The following is a 22281-nucleotide window of genomic DNA, read 5'->3' as shown; positions in this document are numbered from 1 at the left end:
TAGAAATGGAAATTAAATTTTTAATTATTGCTTTAATATTGTTAGTTAATTTTTATGTTATTTTCCATGATATTAAAAATAGAAAAATATCTAATAACGTTGTTTCAGTAATTATGTTTATTGGATTTTTCTCTATCTTTGTTAAAGGTGATATTAGTTATTTATTATCACCTTTAATAATTCTCTTCGTTGGATTTATCTTATTTAAATTTAACATTATTGCTGCCGGTGATATTAAATATTATGCAGCAATGTCCTTAATGATTGAACAGCAATATTTACTACTGGTGACCTGCATTATTTTATGTCTAGGTGGCCTTCAAGCTTATTGTCAATACAGTATATATAAGCTAACAGGGAACGAACGTTGGATAGAAAGAGGGGTTCCTTATGGCGTCGCTATTTCTATAGGAAGTTTATTCGGTATTCTCGCATCAATATAGGTGAAAAATGAAATCCAAAATAATATTGGTTTTAGCTGTAATTGCTATTTCGATTGGCTTATACGGCATGTCACAGACATCAACGACAGAGTCACCTATTACTGAGAAAGTACAAGAATTCGATAAACTTCCAGAGCCAACGGTGATGGTCTGGATAGCCAAAAAAGACTTAATGTTTGGTTCGCCAGTACAACGAACGGATCTTGAAGTGCAGCGGATCAGTCAAACACAAGCGGATCGTTTCGGTATCGTTCATGATGTTAAATTTAATTTCAATAAAAAATTGTTGATTAAAAAAGACATTCTCCAAGGAGATATAGTTACATCTGATATGGTGTTAAGCCCAGGACAAGAAGGGTATCTCAACCTTGTAATAAGAGAAGGCAAAGTCCCTTTTAATCTAGAGGTGAGTAATGACGCTATTCTTGGTGGTGCTATTTCTGTTGGTGATATTGTTGATATTGCTTCTATTTCATCATCAGAGCAAAACTTGTCAAATGATGCCTCTATCTCAAATGTACAAAGTTTAAAAATGGCTCCGTTACTTACACAGATAATGGTTCTCGACATCATTCAACAAGAAAAGCCGGTCCGATTAAACAGTAAATCAACCAAAACAGTGACCAACTTGGTGCTAGAAGTATCAAATCGAGAGTTAGCAAAGTTAGTTATTGCGCAACGTATCGCCGAATTAGAAGTTCATAAGTCCATTGGCGCTGAGTTTTCTCACGAACTTCATGCAGATTCAAGTGATGTTATTACTATCCCTGGATTTAAAAAAGTAAAACCAGTCAATTCTATTCAAGAGTTTAGAGGCTAAAAAATGCGATATCGAATTCTTATTATATTAACGGTTTTACTCAGTATTGTTTCTTTGAATGTGAGAGCAAAAGAGATTGAAAACCTGTCAGCGGGTGATGCAAAAAGCATAACAACCACGACTGAGATAGGGTCTGTATTTATCTCAAATCCAAAAGTAGCAGACTACAAAATTATAGATAAATACAAAGTAGTTTTGTTTGGCCGAGAAGTGGGTGATTCAGTTTTTATTGCTTTTGATGTTCAAGGGCGAGAGCTATTAAATAAAAAAATAATTGTAAGCCGAAATTACTCAGGTATTGAGCAGCAGGTTAAGTTGCGATTCCCTACTTCCGATATCGATATCTTTGCCATTGGTACTAATGCGGTGGTGAGTGGTACCGTATTAAATGAAGAAGATCGTGATCAGATTTATCAAATGGTTGCGACTCTATTGTTTGATGATAACGCTGATAACAACGCACAAGATGACCGGACTGAATTAACTTACATGGATAAGTTGAATTTTGAAGGTGTGGTTAACCAAATTGAAGTGGCGAGAACCAAACAGGTCAATGTGAAGCTCACTATCGCAGAAGTTTCTCACTCTTTTATGCAGGATTTTGGCATTAAGGTAGGAAGTAATGGCCAAGCAGGGATCTTTGTTGATCAACTTGTTCATTTTAGTGCAAGTGACATTGTTTCTGTGATCACCGCTGTAGGAACAGATTCAGTAGGGCAAGTGTTAGCTGAGCCAAATTTATCAGTGATTTCTGGTGAGGATGCCAGTTTTCTTGTTGGTGGGGAATTACCTGTTGTGACTGTCGTTGATGGGACGACAAACGTTCAATATAAAGAATTTGGTGTAAAGCTAGATCTAACGGCTAAGGTTGAGAGAGACGATAAAATTAAACTGGCATTAGCACCAAGTGTAAGCTCTCTTGATAGGCAATATACGACTGATAATTACAACTTACCATCATTAAAAACGCGCAGTGCAAGAACAACAGTAGAACTCGGAGATGGACAAAGTTTTGTGTTAGGTGGCTTGCTTAATAGTGAAGAGAAAGAGTCGTTAACTCGCATTCCTTTTGTCGGTGATATCCCTATTTTAGGGGCTTTGTTTCGTCATACCGGTACGGAGCGAAATAAAACCGAGTTGATTATTGTTGCAACGGTAAACCTTGTTCAACCAGTTAAAGCAAATCAAATCCAGCTTCCGACCATGCAGAAAACCAGTACGTTAAGACGTTTCCTCGGTATGGGAAGTGACTATGAAAGAGCAGAAGACCAATGGGCAAGCGAAGTTCTGAATGCGGGTGGATTTAGAAAATGAAAAAACTATATGTAATGGTTGTGCTTTTATTTTTATCGGGTTGTGCTGACCATATTAATGAAAAACAGGGGACACATATTAATGTTATTCCTGTGACATATTCTTTCTCAATTAACAGTCAGAGTGATGACATTATAAAAAATAAACTAAATACGTTTATTCATCATCATGGACTTAAAAATAAAAAAGGCCATTGGGAAATATTCATATATAAAGACGATATAAAAGAACAAGAAATTAAATATCAACAATTGTTAGGTGAATTTGGTTATACCCTTAATCAAATAAAAACGGTTGAATTGAAAGAAAAACCTTACTTTCTTGTTACGGTTTCATTTATTACTCAACAAATTGAATATCAAATTTGTGGTTATGAGCAAATTGATTATTACGGCTCTAATAATATCGGTTGTTATACCGAAAGTAATCGCTGGCATTCGATGGTTAATCCTGAAAATGCAATGTAGCTATTTCGCAAAGAGTTAGCGTAATTAACATCATATTATTGGAGCTATTATGTTTGATTTGGCAGAGCGTTTAAGTACAAACAAAAGTAATGAAAGTAAATTAAGCCATAAATTAAAAACAATGCTGTTTTACCAGACAGAAGAGTGCCGTTCATTGGTTAATGAATCTTTTCGATTTGATGGTAAAGATGAACCTAAATGCGTTAAAAACCGCGATGAAGAGTTTCGTCAGATTGATTTATTAAATCCACCAGAAGTGGTGATTATTGAATTCAATGCGAGTCAAGATGTAGTTCAAGATGCACAGCGATTAGCTCATTTACTACCAAGCCAAGTATCCGTAGTTATTGTTGGTTCTGAAGACGCAATTTCAACGATTCGTTTACTTAAAGAGATGGGTTTTTATTACCTATTTTGGCCCGTAAGCAAGCAAGAATGTTCAGATTTTATGAAGCATGTTCTTGATAATCATGAACAACATCGTGGTTTAATGGCCAATCGAAAATCTAAGCGAGTTGCTATGGTTGGTGTGAAAGGTGGTGTCGGTACTTCTCTTATTAGTAGTGAAGTGTCTCGAATGCTTTCATTTGATAAAGGCGTTTCAACTCTCCTTATTGATCATAATTATCACGGTGGAAATCTCGATATTTTTATGGGGTTAAAGCAGCACAAAAAAAGAATCGTTCAAAAAGGAACATTAATTTCAAATATCGATGGTACTTATGCTCTTGGTTTAATTCGTAAAATTACGCCAATGTTATCTATGTTAGCCATCGATTCTGATGAATTGAACGCGCAAGAATTGAAAGAATATACGCTAGCAGTACAAGAGCAGGCGCTTAAAAATTCAAGTGTGATGATTGAAGATCATGCTCATTTAATTCGTAATGAAGATGACATTATTAAGCTCTTACAACAGGTTGATGTTTTAGTACTTGTTTTTGACGCAACGGTTTCGTCATTACGTGATTACAACCGATTAAATCAGTTAGTTAAGAAGAATAACCTAGATAATCAAACTCGTGTTATTTCGGTATTGAATTCATCACGTCCGAGTAATAGCGGTTCGGTTTCGGCTGAAGAAATTGAAAAGTATAGTGGGCAAAGAGCAACCATCAGTATTCCATATGACGATAAAGCACCGCAATACGTACTTGAAGGGTTACAAATCGTAAAAACTAAATCAGCCATGGCACTGCCTCTTATGAATTTAGTTGCTTTGATTTTAGGTGAAGAACCAAAGCAAGAAAGCCGTTCATTTTTAAGTTTCTTTAAAAAGAAAGGGTAGTAGAAAATGAACAATAATAAAGCGCTGTATATTCAATTAAGAACTCAAATATTTAATGCGTTAGAACCTGAAGCGTTAAATAAGTTAACCAAACAAGAGCTGACTCAACAATTATCGAATGCGGTAGATTTACTTATTGATAGAGAGCAATTACCCGTCTCTCTTATTATGAAAAATGAGTACGTAGAAAGTTTAGTCAATGAACTTGTTGGTTTAGGTCCATTACAAAACTTGATGGATGATGAAACCATTACTGACATCATGATCAATGGCCACGAAAATGTATTTATTGAGCGAGATGGTTTAGTAGAGAAAGTCAGTGTTAATTTTATTGATGAACAACAACTGATTGATATTGCAAAACGCATTGCGAGTCGTGTTGGTCGTCGAGTAGATGAATCAAGTCCTACTTGTGATGCACGCTTAGAAGACGGGAGTCGTGTCAATATCGTGATCCCTCCGATTGCAATTGATGGAACTTCAATTTCTATTCGTAAGTTTAAAAAGCAGAGTATTGGCTTTTCTGACTTAGTTGAATTTGGTGCCATGAGCAAAGAAATGGCGCAAATACTGATGGTTGCTTCACGCTGTCGTTTGAATATTTTAATTTCAGGCGGTACTGGCTCAGGTAAGACAACCATGCTAAATGCATTATCTCAGTTCATTTCTGAAGGCGAACGCATTGTCACAATCGAAGATGCGGCAGAATTAAAATTGCAACAGCCTCATGTTGTTCGTTTAGAAACTAGAACATCAGGTATTGAAGGGACCGGTGTTGTCTCTCAGCGTGATTTGGTTATTAACTCACTACGTATGCGCCCTGATCGAATCATCGTAGGTGAGTGTCGTGGTGGAGAGGCGTTTGAAATGCTTCAAGCGATGAATACTGGTCATGATGGTTCAATGTCTACATTGCATGCCAATTCACCAAGAGATGCGTTATCACGAGTTGAGGCTATGGTGATGATGGCAACGAATAACTTACCATTAGAAGCGGTGAGAAGAACCATTGTTAGTGCTGTCGATATCGTTATCCAAATCAGTCGTCTGCATGACGGTACTCGTAAAGTAATGAGTATTTCTGAGGTTGTAGGTTTGGAAGGTAATAACGTTGTTCTTGAAGAAATATTCGCTTTTAAACCAAATAAAGAACAAAACGAAGATGGCAAAGTAAAAGGTAACTATTTTACTTCCGGCTTAATGCAACGCTCTGTGTTGATGGAAAAAGCACGATTCTTTGGTATGGAAGACAAAATACAATCAGCATTTAGAGCCCCTTACGCAGAGGTACAGTAATGTCTTGGATTGCAATCGGTATTGGCCTAATTTTATTGGGCTTTGCTCTTGGTGATAAGCCGGTAAAAAAGAGTCAATATTTAGAAAAATCTAATGTGACTCAGTTTGTTGATGACTTAAATAGCACAGAGCAAGCGATCAATTTAGCTTCCTTAACAGAGCGAACGTTTCGACAAAAACTTGAGTTTATTTGGAAAAACATCGCGAGACAATTAGGTAATGGTGCTGGGTTAAAACTGGTTTTTTCCGTATGTGTTTTTGCCTTAATAGGTCTGTTGATTAACCGTTCTATGATTCATGCTTCCCCTTATATTGTTGTATTAATATCTATCGTAGCTGGATTGATTTGGGGATACGTTTGGCTTCAAGAGCGAGAGAAAAAACAATTTAATGAACGTTTTCCGGATGCGCTTAATATGCTATCGAGTGCGGTATCTGCAGGTGAAAGTATCACTCATGCGATTGCTTTTGTGGGCAAGAAACTTGAGGGTGATGTGGGCAAAGAATTTAAAATAATGGGAGAGCGTTTGCAGCTTGGTGAGAGTCCAGACGAAGTATTTAAGAAGTCATGTGTTCGCTTCCCTTATCCTGCTTTTCGTTTTTTTGTTATTACATTACGCGCAAACATGAACCGAGGTGGTCAATTAAGAGATGTGATTTCGCGCTTAAATCGTTTGATGTTTGATGCGAGAGCTGTAGAGAGAAAGAAATACGCTCTAACATCAGAAGCGAGAATATCGGCAAAAATAGTTTGCGCGACACCTTTTTTCTTTTTGTTTATTTTGCAGTTCCTCAGTCCTGAAAACTATGAATTTGTCATGTTTCATACTGAAGGTAGACCCATTTTATATTATGTACTCATTAGTGAAGCTATAGGGATGCTTATTATTTGGGGCTTATTAAAAGGAACCAAGTAATGTCAGATTGGTATTTATTTATATCTATTACGCTTATTTCATTCGGCTTGATGCTTATTATTTATTTAAGTATTACGAGGTTTCTAAGAGAGAAGCAGTTACAAGTCTTAAGTGGTAGTAATCAAAAAACAAAAGAGAACGAACTAGGTGGATGGCTAAAGAGCAAAGCGTCTGAACTTAACCCGAATGAAGAAGAGATTAAACAAAAATTACGTCAAGCAGGTTGGACTAATACGCAATATGTACACCTATTTATGCCAATTAAATACAGCGTGTTACTGATTGGTGAAGTTATTTTTGGTATCGCTTATTACCAATCGTTTTTATCAAGTACAGCTTGGGTTATTGCCGCATCATTGTGGGTGGTGTTTGTGATTATTGCTCCCGATATGTATTTACAAACAAAGATAAAGGCAAGGATCCATCGAGTTTCTACTCAAATGCCTTACCTATTGGATTTAATGGCGGTATGTGTTCAAACGGGGATGACAGTTGAAGCCTCTCTTAGTTATTTAGCGAAAGAGATGAAAGGCTTTAATAAGGACTTAACTCAAGTATTAACTAAAATGAATGAACGCTCTCGTATGGTGGGGTTAGAAAAATCATTAGAAGAAATGTACGTTGAAATCCCCTCTAATGAAATGCGTAGTTTTGTGATGACATTAACGCAGAGCATGCATTACGGTTCATCCATTTATAGCGTTTTAACCACATTGGCATCAGACATTAGAGAAGTACAGATGCTGGAATTAGAAGAGCGAATAGGGAAGTTAGCAGCAAAGATGTCAGTTCCACTGATCGTATTCATTATGATCCCTATTGTTATTTTAATTGCGGCACCAGGTGTAATGAGGTTGATGTTAAATGCTTAAAAAATTACTTCTAGTCTCTACTGTTCTTTTATTGTCGGCATGCAGTTCTCGTCAATACAGTGAAAGTTCATTAACTCAGTCAAAAATTGATATTTATGAGCAAACACAAAATTACGTCGCTTTATCTGATTTATATAAAGCGGAATTGAAAAAAGAGGATTCTGAAGAAATACGAGAAGCCCTTGCTGCCGCATTATTGCATTTAGAAGATCCTGAAAGTGCGTTGTTCTACTTAAAACCAAACATTGAAAACGGAGCAAGCTTTCAAAGTTATTACCTTCAAGCTTCTGCTTTAGGGGACTTAGGAAAATATCCTCAAGCGATAAAAGCAGCCTTACTTTCATTGGAAGAAAACCCTGATAACCCTGAAACGGAAAACTTATTAGGGATTTTATATGGTCATGAATATCAATATGAAAAGTCACGCAAATACTTTCAAAAAGCACAATTGCATTTTTATGATAGCAATACGATAGCCAATAATTTAGCGGTTTTGGATATTGCCGAAGGTAATTACAAACGAGCGGCACAACGATTATTGCCAGTTTATCGTAGTGGACAAGCCAATGAACAAGTGATGGCTAATTTAATACTAAGCATGGCTAAAGAGCAGAATCTTGAATTTATTCAGGCAGTGCTAGGTGATAAACACACAAAAAAAGAAATTGAACGTATTTATCAATCATTACAACGATTTAATTCTTTAGATATTGATACAAAGAAAAGCGTTTAGGGTGATATATGAGAAATAAACAAAACGGTTCAGCTTCTATTGAATTTGTAATGGGTTTTATGGCGTTTTGGTTTATGTGTATGGCATGGGTTGAAATGAGTTACATGTCTTATATTTCAGCCATTAACGACCTTGCGATTTCAGAAGTATCTCGAAGTGCCAAGAAAGGTGAAGAGCGTTATTTAGATATTGTTGATGAGGTTTTATATCGTGATAACAGTATTTGGAACACGGTGATCTCGGCGGATAATTTTAGAGTATCAATTCAGTATCTGCCGACTATTGAAGCCTTAGAGTCAGAGAAGAAAGGATGCCCAATCCCTGAAGGGCAACGAACTCGAGAGTGTGGAGATGAGGGGAATAATGCACTAGCAATTTATCGAATTGACTATGATTTTCATCCTATTTTCTCTTATGTATTTAGTCGCTCAGCTAATTTGAGCCGTGAAATGATAGTGGTGCAAGAGTATGAACGATCGCAATTTGAAATCTAAACAACGTGGGATTTTTAGTATTGAATTCGCGATTGTTGGTATTTGCTTTAGTTTACTTCTCGCCTTTAGCGGGGATGTGATTATTAAGTTATCCATAAAAGGGAAATTGGATCGTCTTTCTTATTCTTTGGTTAATGTACTAAAAGAGCGCACCCAACTTTACGGTATGGATTATCAATTAACATCAGAAGAAGTAGACAGCTTAAATAAGATAGCAAAAAACTCGCTTTCAAGAACGTTTGGTAATTTTGATGCTAATAAATACGGCATGTTAGTAGAGGAACTGAGTTTTTCTGAAGTGGATGTGCCTAATCCAGTGATTAGTGAACATCGTGGTACAGAAACGTGTCATGTAAATAAATCTATCGGTCAGTTAAAAGAATTGACGGTGCTTAGTGTTAGAGGGCGAACTATGCCTCTGTATCGTGTAGCGCTTTGCTATGAAAGTGATAACTGGTTTGGTGATTTGGTAGATAAAAGCTATACCACGGTGATGTCTGATTCTATTGTTATTGGTCGATGATAATGAAATTAAAAAAACAACAATCAGGCCATGCCGCTATTTTATTTGTTATGTGCATTCCTGTTTTATTTGGCGTTTTTACATTAGCGTCGGATGGTGCAAGAGCCTTGCAATCAAAAGCTCGATTAGAGGATGCTGCGGAGGCTGCCGTATTAGCCGTTTCTGCATATGGTGAAGAGGATGAAGTTTCAACGCAAACCGGCAAAGACTATGTTGCTCACTACCTGCATGATATGTCGAGTTTGGTGGATATTAAGGTAGAGAAGCTTGAATGTTCAGAGCTACCTGAATGTACTGCTGATGATAACGATAGACCATTTGTTGAGTATCAAGTCTCTGGAAGAACAAAACATAAATCATGGTTTCCTGGTAATGATGTAACCGTTGGATTTGGTGAATCATTTGATGTTACAGGCATGTCTAAAGCGCGTAAGTTTCAAAGCAGTCAGCCTATGGATATCACTTTTATTCTCGATTTTTCCGGGTCTATGAATTACGACTGGGAAGGGCATGCTCCGTCTTATATGGAAGAAGAGGTTCCAAAAGTTCCTGGGCGTTATTCACCTCCATCACGATTAAGTGATTTAAAAGATGTGGTTCAAATGGTGACAGATGAACTGCAAGTTTATAACAACTCAACGACAGGCCCAAAGCATCGTGTCGCAATGACAGGTTATAACCGTCGAACGGTTAACGAATCGAGTAATGGTAAGTTTGTTATACGAGATCAGCGGATCACTAAATATAACTCTGATGGCTATGACGCAGGTGATACGTTTTATCCTAAGAAAACCATTAATAAGCAATTTATGGTTAAAGGGGCTGCTGCTAGAGTACCAAATGGCGATGAGAAAGCTGAGTTTACCGATATTATGTACACTTCTGATTTTGCTTCGTTTAATCATAAAATTAAATCGTTTGAAGCCTTTGGTGGTACAGCATCACTACAAGGAATCATTCGAGCAAGCCAGATTGTTTCTTACCATATAACTAATGATGGCGAAGAAGCCAACCCTAAGCAGTTAATTATTATTTTATCTGATGGTGAGGATTTTAATCATTATTTAGGACAAACAGAAACCTTAGTAGATTATGGTATGTGTGACAATTTACGTAATGCCATTGAAGGTGGTCCTGTATCTTCTGAAGATAATAAAGCAGATAAAATTGTTTTCTCTAGTGGTAGTAGCTCAGGGTTACCGACGAATACAGGAGAAGATCCTAGTGTAAGGATTGCAATGATTGGCTTTGGTGATGGTTATGATATTCATGCTAATACTGGGCTGCTAAATTGTGTGGGAGAAGAGAACGCATTTAGTGCAAATAATAAAGATGAAATTTTAAATTTAATTATGTCATTGGTATCAGAAGAAGTCGGGCATTTAGCTCAATAAAGTCGGAGTAAATTATGAAAAAAATATGTGTGTTATTGGCTTTATTTTCTGCCAATGTGTTATCTGCCGAGAAAAATCATAACCAAGAATTTAATCAGTTACTTGATTATTATTGTGGAACTGAGAGTGTTGAGTTTCAAGAGCAAGTTACCATTGGTGAAGGAAAACAAATTTTATTTCATCAAGGTCCATTTATGCAGGTGAATACCGAGTTATCACCTGAAGTTATCAAGCGAACATTTAGCAATACAATGCAACAAGCAAATCTTAGTAATCAATGCAGTGAGTATTTATTAAGTTACGCTGAAGTCGTTGAGGATAATGTAGAGCAAAAATTATTTGCACGAGTGCTATTTAATTTTGATCAATACTCATTAACGGAACGTTCAAAGTATATTCTTCAAAACGTAACTGAAAAATTAGAAACACAAAAAGATACAGTGCGACTTAATGGCCACACCGATAATAAAGGCCGAGAAAATTATAATATTGATCTTGGGCTAGCTCGTTCAAATAGCGTAAAAGCATTTTTATTAGATCAAGGAGCTAGCAAAGAGCAGTTAGAATCCTATTCATTTGGAGAGCAACAGCCGATTGATGACAATACTACATTGGAAGGTCAGCATCATAATCGTCGAGTTGATATTGAGAAAAAAGCAGACGAAGCTAATTGATAGTTAAAGAGATAGGCGGTGTTACTAACGAAACGTTGGAATACCGCCTTTGTTTGCTAAATAGGTAGCTTTATTTTTAGTAGTGCACCTAAACGTTTATTCTCTGGAGTGTCAAACCAAATACTTCCATTATATTTCTCAATAATATCAGCACATAAAGCAAGTCCTAATCCTGTTCCTGCATTCAGTTTATCAGCTCTAACTCCTCGTAAAAATAACGATTCTTTTTGTTCTTCAGGAATTGATGGGCCATCATTTTCAATGCTCAATATATAATCGTTACTATATTGTTTAATGGTAATAACGATCTTTGTCGATGCGAATCGAAAACTATTCTCTAGTGTGTTACCTAGTATTTCCATCAAATCATTTTTTTCTATTGGTAGTTTTTGCTCTTCATTGATCAAACAACAAACCTCAATTCCTTTTTCATGGTAGATCTTACTAAACATGGAGAGTAATCCTTGTAATGGTTCACTAACCACAGTTGCCGTTGGTTTTAGTTCTTTAATATTTAATGTAGCTCTTTGTAATTGACCTTGGATAACATCATCCATTAAGGTTAATTGTTGAAAGAGCTTTTCTGTTGACTCGGATTGCAGATCTTGTAGTAATAGTTTTGATGCGATAACGTGATTTTTTAAACTATGAGCTAAATCATCGAGTGTTTTTTTATATTGTTCTTCTTTTTCTTTTGCTTGAAAGAGGGCACGGTTAGTTGAGTGGTAAATTGATGTTAACTCTGACTCGGTGTCACTTGGTTGAGCAAAGAAACCTTCTTTCATGTTTTGAATGCGTTTTAATTCTCGTCTTTTCTTATTTATCGGTTTAATTGCCCATTGGTAACTAAAGTAAATAAAGACAATGAAACTTAGCAATGTCCCCACAGTGATTAATATTATTGGTTGTTCTGTTTGCTTATATATTAGAAACAAAATTGGAGCACTAAAGAGTAGAGCTCCTAGGATTAAAGAAAAAAAGATCCGGGAAAATCCATAATTATTATTTAGGTTTGTCATCATTACTTATAGTTGGTGTGGTAAAAATATTTCTAATCTTGAGCCAGCATCTTGTGTGTGGAACCAGATTTGCCCGTTGTAACTGGATATGATCTCTTCACATACCGCGAGTCCAATTCCTGTGCCTGGATTCTTTTCATCCGCACGTATTCCTCGTTGAAATACCGATTCGATTTTATCTTGAGGTAAAGGATCGCCATCATTCTCAACATGAATATTGAAGCCTTCGCTACGCTCTACAATTGATAAAATAATATAGCTATCTGCAAAGCGATAACTGTTCTCTAAGATATTTCCGAGAACTTCCATTAAGTCATTATAATTAATGGGTAAGGTTTGCGTATTATTATAGTTGGGAATGAATTCGATATGACGATCTTTATGAATCTTAGTAAACATTTTCGTGAGTTTATCTACAATAGGAGAGAGTAAAGTATGATGTTTACTTATGCCTCTAGATCCCATTAGGGCACGTTTCAATTGGTGTTGTATCACAGAGTCCATATCATTGAGTTGTTCCATGATATCCGCGATAGGCGGTTCTTTTTGATATAACAATGCATCACAAGTCGCTATTCTAGTCTTAAGGCTGTGTGCTAAATCGTCCATTGCTTTTTTGTATTTACTTGATTGCTCATCTTGTTGTTCAAGTAATCGATTAATCGCTTGGCTTATAGGTTCTAGTTCTTCAGGATAGCTATAAATAAGTTTTTCTTGTTTGCTATTTTTTATCTTTTTTAATTCATTATGAAGTTTATTTAAAGGATGAAAAGAACGCTTATATCCCCATAACACGCCTAAGATGGCAATTAAAATAAGGATTGTATAAGCTATTGCAAGTTGTATTTTTAGCTTCTTAAGTGCTCCAATTTTTTTCTCCATTCTTTGTAATAGAATAATTCGACGTTGAGGTAAATTTTTATATTTTTGTACTTGTATTGCATGAGAAATGAAAGATGCACCACTTGGCTTTGTTAGTAAGATAGGTTTATTTAATACTTTAGGTAAATCTGTACAAATGTTCTTAACATGTGTTTTTGGCCCTTTAAGCATACTATCCCAAAGTAAATTATCATTATCATCACAAATTACAACAGTAATATTTTCTGAAGATGGTTTATAATAATTATTTTTAGTTCCTTCTGATAATTTAGGTAAATAACCTGAAGATGTTATTTCATTGAAAATTGATGGAAAAGTATGACCAATACTCAGAGTGTATTCAGCAATTAGTTCTGAACGAGCATTTTTATAGCGAAGATAGCCATTTAGCATTAAAAAACCAATAACGACAGCTAAAAAACTGAATAATATGCGTCGTCGAAATTGGTTTTGAACTAAACGCTTCATGATTACTTCGCCTTTATTTGAAACTGATAGCCCTGACCTCGTACCGTTGTAATCAGTTCACTATGACCAACGGTTGCAAATTTTTTTCTTAAACGTGAAATGATAACTTCAATATTATTGAGTTGAACTTCAGAATCTTCTTGATATAAAGCATCAACAAATTGCTGTTTTGATATGATTTTTAAGCTGTTTTTTATTAAATAAGCAGCGATATCATATTCAAATGAAGTTAATTGTAGAAATTGACCGTCTACATGGATGGTTTTTGCTTTTATGTCTAATTCAATATTTTCAGCGGTTACTTTCGATTGTGTAAATCCTGCCGCTCGTCTTGCTAGGGCATAAAGCCTTGCTATTAATTCTTCGGATTGAAAAGGTTTTACTAGGTAATCGTCAGCTCCAGCCTCAAGTCCTTCGACTTTATCTTGCCAGTTCCCGCGAGCGGTAAGTATTAGAATAGGGCTATGAATTTCTTTGCGGCGAATTTGCTTGATGAGAGTGATACCGTCGAAATCAGGTAAACCTAAATCAACAATCATGACATCAATGTGTTCTTTTTTTTGTACGGTTTGTAAAAATGCAGAGGCTGTTTTATCAGAATAAACAACATGTCCCTGATCTTTTAATTGACTAGACAGGTGGTGGTTTAAGATTTCATTATCTTCAACAAGAGCTATTTGCATAATATACCGACTGATTCCTTAGGTTTATATAGTCATTAATAACACTTATCATTTTGTTTTTAAATAATAAAGCCCGTAAATTGATGGGCTTTATTAAATTTAAATCACATTAGTTACCCTAACTCTAGTCGAATTAATACTTCATCAGTAATATCTGCGATTTCACCACAGCCGACAATACTTGATAATTCATTTTCAAGTGCTCTAGCATAGTGAATCGCATGCTGTGCAAGTTGACTCAACTCACTCTCTGATGTGGTTGATAATGGATTTTTAACCGCTGTAGTAGTCACTCTGATTGCTAAAAATTCACCATGTTCTTTTGCTTTCTTTATAAAAGTTAAGCGATCGTTATATGAACTGAATTCCTGCAGCATGCGAGTGAAAACAGATTTGATCTTCCCATCTTTAATCACAACAGCAAGGTAGATTTCGTGATGATGCGAACGTTTATTTGCGGGTGTTTTTAATGGTTCAACCAGTAATTGACGTACCCTTGTTTTAAAAATAGGCTCTAAATTGAGGGTGTTTTCATCCCCTAAATGCTGCCAAATCTTATTTAGGCGGTTGAGAGGGAAGTTAACCCCAATACAACGAGTCTTAATTTTATGGTTATCTTTTTCGATAAAAAAAGGTGTTGTCGTTAGTTTATTAAGCAATAATTGATGCATAATTTTCAGCATCTCCATGGATGGAAGTTGCTCATAATCCATAGGTAATCTTTCAATATTATGCTCGATTAAGCGGCTTAAAAATGCTTTGCTTTTTTGGGTTTTTAAGCTGTCTTCAATATGGAGTTGGATATTAATACCATTAGAAGCGACTTTTAATACATGGTATCCAATACGACTTAATGGCGTATTTTTATCTAAACTCTGCAAATCATTAAATGTTACTTTTACGTCTGATTTTTTTGTCAGTTGTACCGCTTTATCTAATTGAATAGACAGTCCATTTATTGATATATCTAATGTTCTTCCTGTCACATCCCCAAGTTGAGGGTGATGTAAGGTCACGAGAGTTTGATAGTTAAACCTAGGCTCTGTTCGACGAGGTGCTGAATCAAAATAAAGTGCATGCGCTTGGCTAATGGGTGCCGTGGCATGACGATATGGATTTAATTCTTTAGGCGCCAGCACGGGTTTATCTGTTAAGAGATAATCTTTCTGTGTTTCTGGCAAGCTGATCTCAGTTAAGATCCCCATGTGCGTTAGAGTTGAAAGTACGCCCTCCATCTCAGGAGCAACGGTAAGCAGACGTTCTTTGTCTCCTTTTTCTAGTTCAAAAAGAGAAAGGCGGATCACCTTCCAGCTCTTTCGCTTAGCACCAATATGCCAGAACAGTTGGCGTTCTTGCTGAGTCCCTTCTGAAGACATCATTGAATAGAAAAGTTCTCTATCTTCATGATCATGTTTAAAACTGTAAAAATGTGTTCGACTGGCTTTTAACCCTGGCTTGGTTAAAAACTGCATACGTTCAGCTTTAAACAGGTGATTGATTACAGGTTGGTTCTTTTCGTCATGCCAGTGCTTCCAAAGGGATTCATTATGATCGGTAAGGATGGCATATTTTAAAGTATCACCAGAGAAGAATAACGGGATGTTAGTGGTATGACGTAAAAAACAGTGCTCATACCCTTGCGTTCGTGCACGGACCACTTGATCTTTTTGGTCGTGCAGAGTTCGACGCTTATTTTTATTTAGTTTTTCATCAATGGCGATAGCGATAACATCGTGGTTAGCTTCCATTTTAAGGCGCAACCAGCGATAACTGTCACTTTCTTCACTGTCATGAATACCAAGAATTCGATATGGGAAATCACCATTAAGATCTTTAATGCCTGTTTCTTTTGCAAGAGTAGGAAAGCTAACTTGAATAATTTGACCTAAACCATATTCGAAAGCGGCAGGAACTTTGATTCTGGCACCAGAAGAGGAAAGGTCGCTACTCGTACCATGAATTAGATTGCCATTTGGTAGAAGTACGGTAACTTGCGTTGACATGCGTAAACGGTTTTCGCTTCGTGTTAGATAATGGCCAAAACGGATTAGTTTGGTTTTAAATAAACCTTCCTCGTTTTTATCTTCAGATGCTGAAATCAGTTCTTTATTTTTATGTAAAACGCGAAAATTATTTCGTGTATTGGTTAATGCTTCCCATACACCTTCGGTATAGCTGCCATAGCGTTCAATGCTTTTATGGTAGGTATTTATGGCGACATCATCTAACTAATGAGTATAGCCATCAAGTTCGTATTGATGGCATTGTCCTTTTACTCTCCCACGTAAATCAATGCTTTTTTTACAAGGCGTCATGATACGCTTCAACTCAATTTTGACGATTAAATGAATTGATGCGTGTTCATGAGACATGACTTGGTTACAAACCAATTCAAAATCTGGTTCGCCAAATACAGGGATAAGTTGTTCAACGTAGCTTTGATATTCTTCTTGCTGCATGATTTCTGGTACAGTAATAACAATCTAATGGGGTTATCGGCAGAGTTGCTAAAATATTTAACACTATACGTTAAATAGTAATACCCATCACTTTAACTATTTATATGTCGGTGATATATGGCAAAAGCAAAACGCGCCTATGTTTGTAATGATTGTGGAGCAGACTTTCCTCGTTGGCAAGGCCAGTGTAATGCTTGTGGGGCATGGAACACGATTACAGAGGTTAGATTGGCCGCTTCTCCACAGGTGGCTCGAAATGAACGCCTGTCTGGAGGTGGCTATGCAGGGTCAGCGATAGACTCCGAAGTACAAACGTTATCGAGTATTAATCTACAAGAAGTTCCTCGATTTAGTAGCTCATTTAAGGAGTTCGATCGTGTTTTAGGTGGTGGCATTGTTCCTGGTGCTGCCATTTTGATTGGTGGTAATCCTGGTGCTGGTAAATCTACTTTACTTTTGCAAACCATGTGTCGTTTGGCGGCAGAAATGCCAACGTTGTATGTTACTGGTGAAGAATCGTTGCAGCAGGTAGCGATGCGCGCTTCCCGTCTTGGGTTGCCAAAAGATAACTTAAAAATGTTATCTGAAACCAATATCGATAAGATTTGTCAGGTCGCTGAAAAAGAGCAACCTAAGATCATGGTTATTGATTCAATTCAGGTTATGCACGTAGCGGATGTTCAATCATCACCAGGTAGTGTCGCACAAGTCCGTGAGTCAGCAACCGCCTTAACTCGATATGCAAAACAAAATAATGTGGCTATTTTCTTAGTAGGTCATGTAACCAAAGATGGCACTTTAGCTGGGCCTAAAGTGTTAGAGCATATTATTGATTGCTCCGTATTACTTGACGGTAGCGCTGATAGTCGTTTTAGAACGCTCCGCAGTCATAAAAACCGTTTTGGTGCGGTGAATGAGCTCGGGGTTTTTGCCATGACCGGACAAGGGCTGAAAGAGGTGAGTAATCCGTCTGCGATTTTCTTATCTCGTGGTGAAGAAGAAACCTCTGGTAGTTCAGTAATGGTGGTATGGGAGGGGACTCGTCCATTGCTTGTCGAAATACAAGCGTTGGTTGATTATTCTCAACTTTCAAATCCGAGACGTGTATCAGTGGGTTTAGATCAAAATCGATTGTCGATGTTGCTTGCGGTATTGCATAAGCATGGAGGTTTGCAAATGGCAGATCAAGATGTTTTTGTTAACGTGGTCGGTGGCGTTAAAGTGGCTGAAACGAGTGCGGATTTGGCATTAATTATTGCACTGTTATCTAGCTTTAAAGATCGACCATTACCAAAGGACGTTGTTGTGTTTGGCGAAATAGGCCTTGCTGGCGAGATCCGTCCAGTGCCAAGTGGGCAAGAGCGTTTAATGGAAGCTTATAAGCATGGTTTTAAAAAAGCGATTGTTCCAGCGGCTAATATGCCAAAAGGTGGCATTGAAGGCATGCAAATACATGGTGTAAAAAAATTATCTGAGGCAATTGATGCTTTTGATGAGTTATAAAGACAGAATTTATTACTGATTTTTTCCGATTTTTTATTTGAAATCGTGTAAATTCATCTATAATTTGCGCAAGCAGAACGTACGCAGAGCTTATTTGGGCTAAATTCTATCCAAAAATAGAACAAAGCATATACCAATTGGCAGTTTGTGTTATACTCTGCGCGCATTTTCTATCCTATTAATAGAGTAAAACAATGACTGATTTATCTAAATACAGAAATATTGGTATTTTCGCGCACGTTGATGCGGGTAAAACTACCACAACTGAGCGTATCCTAAAACTTACTGGTCAGATCCACAAAACTGGTGAAGTACATGATGGCGAATCTACGACTGACTTCATGGAACAGGAAGCTGAGCGCGGAATTACTATCCAATCAGCAGCTGTAAGTTGTTTCTGGAAAGATCACCGTTTTAACGTTATCGATACTCCGGGACACGTTGACTTCACAGTAGAAGTTTACCGTTCTCTTAAAGTACTTGACGGTGGTATCGGTGTATTCTGTGGTTCTGGTGGTGTTGAACCTCAATCAGAAACTAACTGGCGTTACGCGAACGAATCAGAAGTTGCACGTATCATCTTCGTTAACAAACTAGACCGTATGGGTGCTGACTTCTTCCGTGTTGTTAAGCAAACTCAAGACGTACTAGGTGCTAACCCACTAGTTATGGTTCTACCAATTGGTATCGAAGACGATTTCGTTGGTGTTGTTGACCTTCTAACTCGTAAAGCACACATTTGGGATGATTCTGGTCTTCCAGAAAACTTCGAAATCACTGATGTTCCTGCGGACATGGTTGATCAAGTAGAAGAATACCGTGAGATGCTAGTTGAGACTGCTGTAGAGCAAGACGACGATCTAATGGAAGCTTACATGGAAGGCGAAGAGCCATCTATCGAGCAACTAAAAGCATGTATCCGTAAAGGTACGCGCACAATGGACTTCTTCCCAGCATTCTGTGGTTCTGCATTTAAGAACAAAGGTATGCAACTTGTTCTTGATGCTGTAGTTGATTACCTACCTTCTCCAACAGAAGTAGATCCTCAACCGCTAATGAACGAAGAAGGCGAAGAGACTGGCGAACACGCTATCGTTTCTGTAGACGAAACATTCAAAGCGCTAGCATTCAAAATCATGGATGACCGTTTTGGTGCACTAACATTCGTACGTATTTACTCTGGTAAACTAAACAAGGGTGACACAATCCTTAACTCGTTCACTGGTAAAACTGAGCGTGTTGGCCGTATGGTTGAGATGCAAGCGAACGATCGTAACGAATTAACTTACGCGCAAGCTGGTGATATCATCGCTATCGTTGGTATGAAAAACGTGCAAACTGGTCATACTCTATGTGATCCTAAGCACGCAGTAACGCTTGAGCCAATGGTATTCCCTGTACCAGTAATCTCAATCTCTGTAACGCCTAAAGATAAAGGCAGTACTGAGAAAATGGGTATCGCGATCGGTAAAATGGTTGCAGAAGATCCATCTTTCCAAGTTGAAACTGACGAAGAAACTGGCGAAACAATCCTTAAAGGTATGGGTGAGCTTCACCTAGACATTAAAGTTGATATCCTTCGTCGTACATACGGTGTAGACCTAACTGTTGGTCAACCTCAAGTTGCTTACCGTGAAACTATCACTCAACCTGTTGAAGATAGCTACACGCATAAGAAACAATCTGGTGGTTCAGGTCAGTTCGGTAAGATCGACTACGTTATGAAACCAGGTGAAGTTGGTTCTGGCTTTACGTTCAAGTCTTCTGTTGTGGGCGGTAACGTTCCTAAAGAATTCTGGCCTGCAATCGAGAAAGGCTTCAAAGGCATGATGGAGACTGGTGTTCTTGCTGGTTTCCCTGTTCTTGACGTTGAAATCGAACTTCTAGATGGTGGTTTCCACGCAGTCGATTCATCTGCAGTAGCATTTGAAATCGCAGCGAAAGGTGCATTCCGTCAATCTATGCCAAAAGCTGGTGCACAACTTCTTGAGCCAATCATGGCTGTAGACGTGTTCACTCCAGATGACCACGTTGGTGATGTAATCGGTGACCTTAACCGTCGTCGTGGCATGATCAAAGACCAAATGGCTGGCGTAACAGGTGTTCGTGTTAAAGCTGACATCCCTCTTTCAGAAATGTTTGGTTACATCGGTTCACTACGTACAATGACTTCTGGTCGTGGTCAGTTCTCTATGGAGTTCTCTCACTACGCACCTTGTCCTATGAACGTAGCAGAGCAAGTAATTGCTGACGTTAAAGAAGCTAACGCTAAGAAGTAATTCTGGCTAACGCTCTTTAATTAAAAAAGCCCCGCAAGTTTACTTGCGGGGCTTTTTGTTTTTAGTCGATTTTCACAAGTAAGAATGGTCAAATACTTATGTAGATTGGTATTATTCAGATTAATTTAATTTTTCTGCTTTTTCTTTATGACGTTGAAGTTTTAAATAGATATTCTCTACTCGCACTCGCGCCCACTCGGTTTTTCTCAAAAATTTTAAACTCGATTTAATGGTTGGATCAGATTTAAAACAATTGATGTTAACCATGTAGCTTAGTTCTTCCCAACCATAGTGCTCCACTAATTCAGTTAAGATTGCCTGTAAGGTTACGCCATGAAGCGGGTTATTTTGCTGTGTCATAATATCGCCATTTTTCTTGAATTAGGGTAAGTATAGCATTCACCCTTAAAGATATTCATAAAAAATGGGAGCATAATAGGCTCCCATGTATATTTGATTATTTAGTTTCCAATTAACGCTTAAATGAAACCACTTCTGATTCATCTAAAGTAATGATTGTTGTTGCTGGTTGCGTTTCTGAAATTACATTACCTTGGCGAATCGAGTAACGAACAGGTACTTGACGACGTAGTGCATCAAAACCATTTTCTGCAGGTAAAATAATTAAGTTACCTGGCTTGCCTTCCTCAATGCCATAATTATCTTGAATATTCAGGGTTCGTGCTGACTTGTAGCTGATTAAATCAAGCCCTTGGTTGATTTGGTCATACCCCATAATTTGGCAAACATGCAGCCCCATATGCAGAACTTGTAGCATATTGGCAGTACCTAGTGGATACCATGGGTCAAATACATCATCATGACCAAAACAGACGTTGATATCGCTGGCAAGCATCTCTTTCACGCGGGTAATACCGCGACGTTTAGGGTAATCATCAAAGCGACCTTGTAAGTGAATATTCACTAATGGATTGGCAACAAAGTTGATACCTGACATTTTCAATAAACGGAAGAGACGAGAAGCATAAGCGCCATTATAAGAGTGCATCGCTGTCGTATGGCTTGCTGTGACTTTTTCACCCATATTAAATTTATGAGCTAGAGCGGCAAGTGTTTCTACAAAGCGTGATTGCTCATCGTCAATTTCATCACAATGTACATCGATCAAGCGGTCGTACTTTTGTGCTAATTCAAAAACGTAATGTAAAGATTCAACGCCGTATTCACGAGTGAATTCAAAGTGTGGAATGGCACCAATAACATCAGCACCAAGTTGTACGGCTTCTTCTAGTAACTCTTTGCCATTTGGATAAGAAAGAATGCCCTCTTGAGGAAAAGCAACGATTTGAATATCGACCCATTCTTTCATCTCCTCCTTAACTTCTAGCATTGCTTTTAAGGCAATCAATGTTGGATCAGAAACATCAACGTGAGTACGAACGTGCTGAATACCGTTAGCGATTTGCCATTTAAGTGTTTGCTTGGCACGGCTCTTAACATCTTCAATAGTCAGCAGTTGCTTACGTTCAGACCAGCGCTCAATACCTTCGAAAAGGGTTCCTGAGATATTCCAACTTGGCTCACCAGCAGTTTGAGTTGTATCTAAATGAACGTGAGGCTCACAAAAGGGCGCATTAGCAAGACCGCCTTCCGCATCTAGTACCTTTCCTGAATATGAAAGTTGTTCTTCATTTGAAGCGATTTTATTGAATTGACCATCTTGGATTAAGATTTGGAATAACCCTTCTTGATCTCGTAATGTTACGTTTTTAATTAATAAATCAGTCATAAG

The 22281-nt window shown here is 37.5% G+C and carries 22 protein-coding genes; 15 read left to right on the top strand and 7 right to left on the bottom strand.

Annotated features, from left to right (window positions below; all coding sequences use genetic code 11):
- The first annotated feature begins 5 nt into the window (after window positions 1-5).
- Genes PVK63_RS11025 through PVK63_RS10965 form a run of 13 tightly spaced genes read left to right on the top strand, consistent with a single transcriptional unit; the run spans window position 6 to window position 11235 of the window.
- Complete coding sequence (locus tag PVK63_RS11025; RefSeq protein WP_274440471.1) at window positions 6-443, top strand: A24 family peptidase; 438 nt, start codon at window positions 6-8, stop codon at window positions 441-443.
- 7 nt (window positions 444-450) lie between these two features.
- Complete coding sequence (gene cpaB, locus PVK63_RS11020; RefSeq protein WP_274440470.1) at window positions 451-1263, top strand: Flp pilus assembly protein CpaB; 813 nt, start codon at window positions 451-453, stop codon at window positions 1261-1263.
- 3 nt (window positions 1264-1266) lie between these two features.
- Window positions 1267-2577 carry a type II and III secretion system protein family protein gene (locus PVK63_RS11015; RefSeq protein WP_274440469.1) on the top strand — a complete coding sequence of 437 codons (1311 nt, stop codon included), beginning with the start codon at window positions 1267-1269 and terminating at the stop codon, window positions 2575-2577.
- Window positions 2574-3044 carry a hypothetical protein gene (locus PVK63_RS11010; protein ID WP_274440468.1) on the top strand — a complete coding sequence of 157 codons (471 nt, stop codon included), beginning with the start codon at window positions 2574-2576 and terminating at the stop codon, window positions 3042-3044. The genes PVK63_RS11015 and PVK63_RS11010 overlap by 4 nt, the downstream gene beginning before the upstream one ends.
- Window positions 3045-3093: 49 nt before the next feature.
- A complete protein-coding gene (locus PVK63_RS11005) occupies window positions 3094-4332 on the top strand; it encodes an AAA family ATPase (protein ID WP_274440467.1) in 1239 nt (412 codons plus the stop codon).
- Window positions 4333-4338: 6 nt separating this feature from the next.
- Window positions 4339-5628: a CpaF family protein gene (locus PVK63_RS11000; RefSeq protein ID WP_155692044.1), complete on the top strand. Its 1290-nt coding sequence runs from the start codon at window positions 4339-4341 to the stop codon at window positions 5626-5628.
- Window positions 5628-6545 (top strand): type II secretion system F family protein, encoded by a 918-nt coding sequence (locus PVK63_RS10995; protein ID WP_274440465.1) that lies wholly within the window; start codon window positions 5628-5630, stop codon window positions 6543-6545. The genes PVK63_RS11000 and PVK63_RS10995 overlap by 1 nt, the downstream gene beginning before the upstream one ends.
- Window positions 6545-7417, top strand: coding sequence for a type II secretion system F family protein (locus tag PVK63_RS10990; RefSeq protein WP_274440464.1), 873 nt, complete (start codon window positions 6545-6547; stop codon window positions 7415-7417). The genes PVK63_RS10995 and PVK63_RS10990 overlap by 1 nt, the downstream gene beginning before the upstream one ends.
- Window positions 7410-8150, top strand: a complete 741-nt coding sequence (locus PVK63_RS10985; RefSeq protein WP_274440463.1) for a tetratricopeptide repeat protein — start codon at window positions 7410-7412, stop codon at window positions 8148-8150. Before PVK63_RS10990 ends, PVK63_RS10985 begins: the two co-directional genes overlap by 8 nt.
- Window positions 8151-8158: 8 nt before the next feature.
- Entirely contained in the window at window positions 8159-8644 is a 486-nt protein-coding gene (locus PVK63_RS10980; protein WP_011261286.1) for a TadE/TadG family type IV pilus assembly protein, read from the top strand.
- Window positions 8619-9167 (top strand): tight adherence pilus pseudopilin TadF, encoded by a 549-nt coding sequence (gene tadF, locus PVK63_RS10975; protein ID WP_155655106.1) that lies wholly within the window; start codon window positions 8619-8621, stop codon window positions 9165-9167. Before PVK63_RS10980 ends, tadF begins: the two co-directional genes overlap by 26 nt.
- A gap of 2 nt (window positions 9168-9169) precedes the next feature.
- Window positions 9170-10561, top strand: a complete 1392-nt coding sequence (locus PVK63_RS10970) for a pilus assembly protein TadG-related protein (RefSeq protein WP_274440462.1) — start codon at window positions 9170-9172, stop codon at window positions 10559-10561.
- Window positions 10562-10575: 14 nt separating this feature from the next.
- The gene (locus tag PVK63_RS10965; RefSeq protein WP_274440461.1) at window positions 10576-11235 is read left to right on the top strand and encodes an OmpA family protein; all 660 of its coding nucleotides are present in this window, start codon (window positions 10576-10578) and stop codon (window positions 11233-11235) included.
- 56 nt (window positions 11236-11291) lie between these two features.
- On the opposite strand, the gene PVK63_RS10960 is transcribed toward PVK63_RS10965, so the two are convergent.
- From PVK63_RS10960 to PVK63_RS10940, 5 genes are all read right to left on the bottom strand, one after another.
- Complete coding sequence (locus tag PVK63_RS10960; protein ID WP_274449256.1) at window positions 11292-12257, bottom strand: ATP-binding protein; 966 nt, start codon at window positions 12255-12257, stop codon at window positions 11292-11294.
- Between the two features lie 3 nt (window positions 12258-12260).
- The gene (locus PVK63_RS10955; protein WP_274440460.1) at window positions 12261-13604 is read right to left on the bottom strand and encodes an ATP-binding protein; all 1344 of its coding nucleotides are present in this window, start codon (window positions 13602-13604) and stop codon (window positions 12261-12263) included.
- 2 nt (window positions 13605-13606) lie between these two features.
- Complete coding sequence (locus tag PVK63_RS10950) at window positions 13607-14287, bottom strand: response regulator (protein WP_274440459.1); 681 nt, start codon at window positions 14285-14287, stop codon at window positions 13607-13609.
- A 113-nt stretch (window positions 14288-14400) separates the two neighbouring features.
- On the bottom strand, window positions 14401-16335 hold the full coding sequence (locus PVK63_RS10945; protein ID WP_274440510.1) for a PilZ domain-containing protein: 1935 nt from the start codon (window positions 16333-16335) through the stop codon (window positions 14401-14403).
- A 180-nt stretch (window positions 16336-16515) separates the two neighbouring features.
- Entirely contained in the window at window positions 16516-16746 is a 231-nt protein-coding gene (locus tag PVK63_RS10940) for a hypothetical protein (protein WP_274440458.1), read from the bottom strand.
- Between the two features lie 117 nt (window positions 16747-16863).
- Here PVK63_RS10940 and radA point away from each other — a divergent pair, with 117 nt between their 5' ends.
- The gene (gene radA / locus PVK63_RS10935) at window positions 16864-18249 is read left to right on the top strand and encodes a DNA repair protein RadA (protein ID WP_130046841.1); all 1386 of its coding nucleotides are present in this window, start codon (window positions 16864-16866) and stop codon (window positions 18247-18249) included.
- Between the two features lie 194 nt (window positions 18250-18443).
- On the top strand, window positions 18444-20528 hold the full coding sequence (gene fusA, locus PVK63_RS10930) for an elongation factor G (RefSeq protein ID WP_130086983.1): 2085 nt from the start codon (window positions 18444-18446) through the stop codon (window positions 20526-20528).
- 120 nt (window positions 20529-20648) lie between these two features.
- On the opposite strand, the gene PVK63_RS10925 is transcribed toward fusA, so the two are convergent.
- Both PVK63_RS10925 and PVK63_RS10920 read right to left on the bottom strand, forming a co-directional pair.
- Window positions 20649-20888, bottom strand: coding sequence for a VF530 family DNA-binding protein (locus PVK63_RS10925; protein WP_130046839.1), 240 nt, complete (start codon window positions 20886-20888; stop codon window positions 20649-20651).
- 112 nt (window positions 20889-21000) lie between these two features.
- Window positions 21001-22278, bottom strand: a complete 1278-nt coding sequence (locus PVK63_RS10920; RefSeq protein WP_130046838.1) for a cytosine deaminase — start codon at window positions 22276-22278, stop codon at window positions 21001-21003.
- Window positions 22279-22281 lie beyond the last annotated feature (3 nt).

The organism is Aliivibrio sp. S2TY2 (assembly GCF_028765525.1).
GTDB lineage: Bacteria > Pseudomonadota > Gammaproteobacteria > Enterobacterales > Vibrionaceae > Aliivibrio > Aliivibrio finisterrensis_A.
Note: the sequence above shows the minus strand (reverse complement) of the source record. Positions and strands in the feature narration are given on the sequence as shown.

What these genes read in the sequence shown, in the direction of transcription:
- PVK63_RS11025 (WP_274440471.1), top strand. Translation starts at nt 6, where the DNA reads ATGGAAATTAAATTTTTAATTATTGCTTTAATATTGTTAGTTAATTTT.
- cpaB (WP_274440470.1), top strand. Translation starts at nt 451, where the DNA reads ATGAAATCCAAAATAATATTGGTTTTAGCTGTAATTGCTATTTCGATT.
- PVK63_RS11015 (WP_274440469.1), top strand. Translation starts at nt 1,267, where the DNA reads ATGCGATATCGAATTCTTATTATATTAACGGTTTTACTCAGTATTGTT.
- PVK63_RS11010 (WP_274440468.1), top strand. Translation starts at nt 2,574, where the DNA reads ATGAAAAAACTATATGTAATGGTTGTGCTTTTATTTTTATCGGGTTGT.
- PVK63_RS11005 (WP_274440467.1), top strand. Translation starts at nt 3,094, where the DNA reads ATGTTTGATTTGGCAGAGCGTTTAAGTACAAACAAAAGTAATGAAAGT.
- PVK63_RS11000 (WP_155692044.1), top strand. Translation starts at nt 4,339, where the DNA reads ATGAACAATAATAAAGCGCTGTATATTCAATTAAGAACTCAAATATTT.
- PVK63_RS10995 (WP_274440465.1), top strand. Translation starts at nt 5,628, where the DNA reads ATGTCTTGGATTGCAATCGGTATTGGCCTAATTTTATTGGGCTTTGCT.
- PVK63_RS10990 (WP_274440464.1), top strand. Translation starts at nt 6,545, where the DNA reads ATGTCAGATTGGTATTTATTTATATCTATTACGCTTATTTCATTCGGC.
- PVK63_RS10985 (WP_274440463.1), top strand. Translation starts at nt 7,410, where the DNA reads ATGCTTAAAAAATTACTTCTAGTCTCTACTGTTCTTTTATTGTCGGCA.
- PVK63_RS10980 (WP_011261286.1), top strand. Translation starts at nt 8,159, where the DNA reads ATGAGAAATAAACAAAACGGTTCAGCTTCTATTGAATTTGTAATGGGT.
- tadF (WP_155655106.1), top strand. Translation starts at nt 8,619, where the DNA reads ATGAACGATCGCAATTTGAAATCTAAACAACGTGGGATTTTTAGTATT.
- PVK63_RS10970 (WP_274440462.1), top strand. Translation starts at nt 9,170, where the DNA reads ATGAAATTAAAAAAACAACAATCAGGCCATGCCGCTATTTTATTTGTT.
- PVK63_RS10965 (WP_274440461.1), top strand. Translation starts at nt 10,576, where the DNA reads ATGAAAAAAATATGTGTGTTATTGGCTTTATTTTCTGCCAATGTGTTA.
- PVK63_RS10960 (WP_274449256.1), bottom strand. Translation starts at nt 12,257, where the DNA reads ATGATGACAAACCTAAATAATAATTATGGATTTTCCCGGATCTTTTTT.
- PVK63_RS10955 (WP_274440460.1), bottom strand. Translation starts at nt 13,604, where the DNA reads ATGAAGCGTTTAGTTCAAAACCAATTTCGACGACGCATATTATTCAGT.
- PVK63_RS10950 (WP_274440459.1), bottom strand. Translation starts at nt 14,287, where the DNA reads ATGCAAATAGCTCTTGTTGAAGATAATGAAATCTTAAACCACCACCTG.
- PVK63_RS10940 (WP_274440458.1), bottom strand. Translation starts at nt 16,746, where the DNA reads ATGCAGCAAGAAGAATATCAAAGCTACGTTGAACAACTTATCCCTGTA.
- radA (WP_130046841.1), top strand. Translation starts at nt 16,864, where the DNA reads ATGGCAAAAGCAAAACGCGCCTATGTTTGTAATGATTGTGGAGCAGAC.
- fusA (WP_130086983.1), top strand. Translation starts at nt 18,444, where the DNA reads ATGACTGATTTATCTAAATACAGAAATATTGGTATTTTCGCGCACGTT.
- PVK63_RS10925 (WP_130046839.1), bottom strand. Translation starts at nt 20,888, where the DNA reads ATGACACAGCAAAATAACCCGCTTCATGGCGTAACCTTACAGGCAATC.
- PVK63_RS10920 (WP_130046838.1), bottom strand. Translation starts at nt 22,278, where the DNA reads ATGACTGATTTATTAATTAAAAACGTAACATTACGAGATCAAGAAGGG.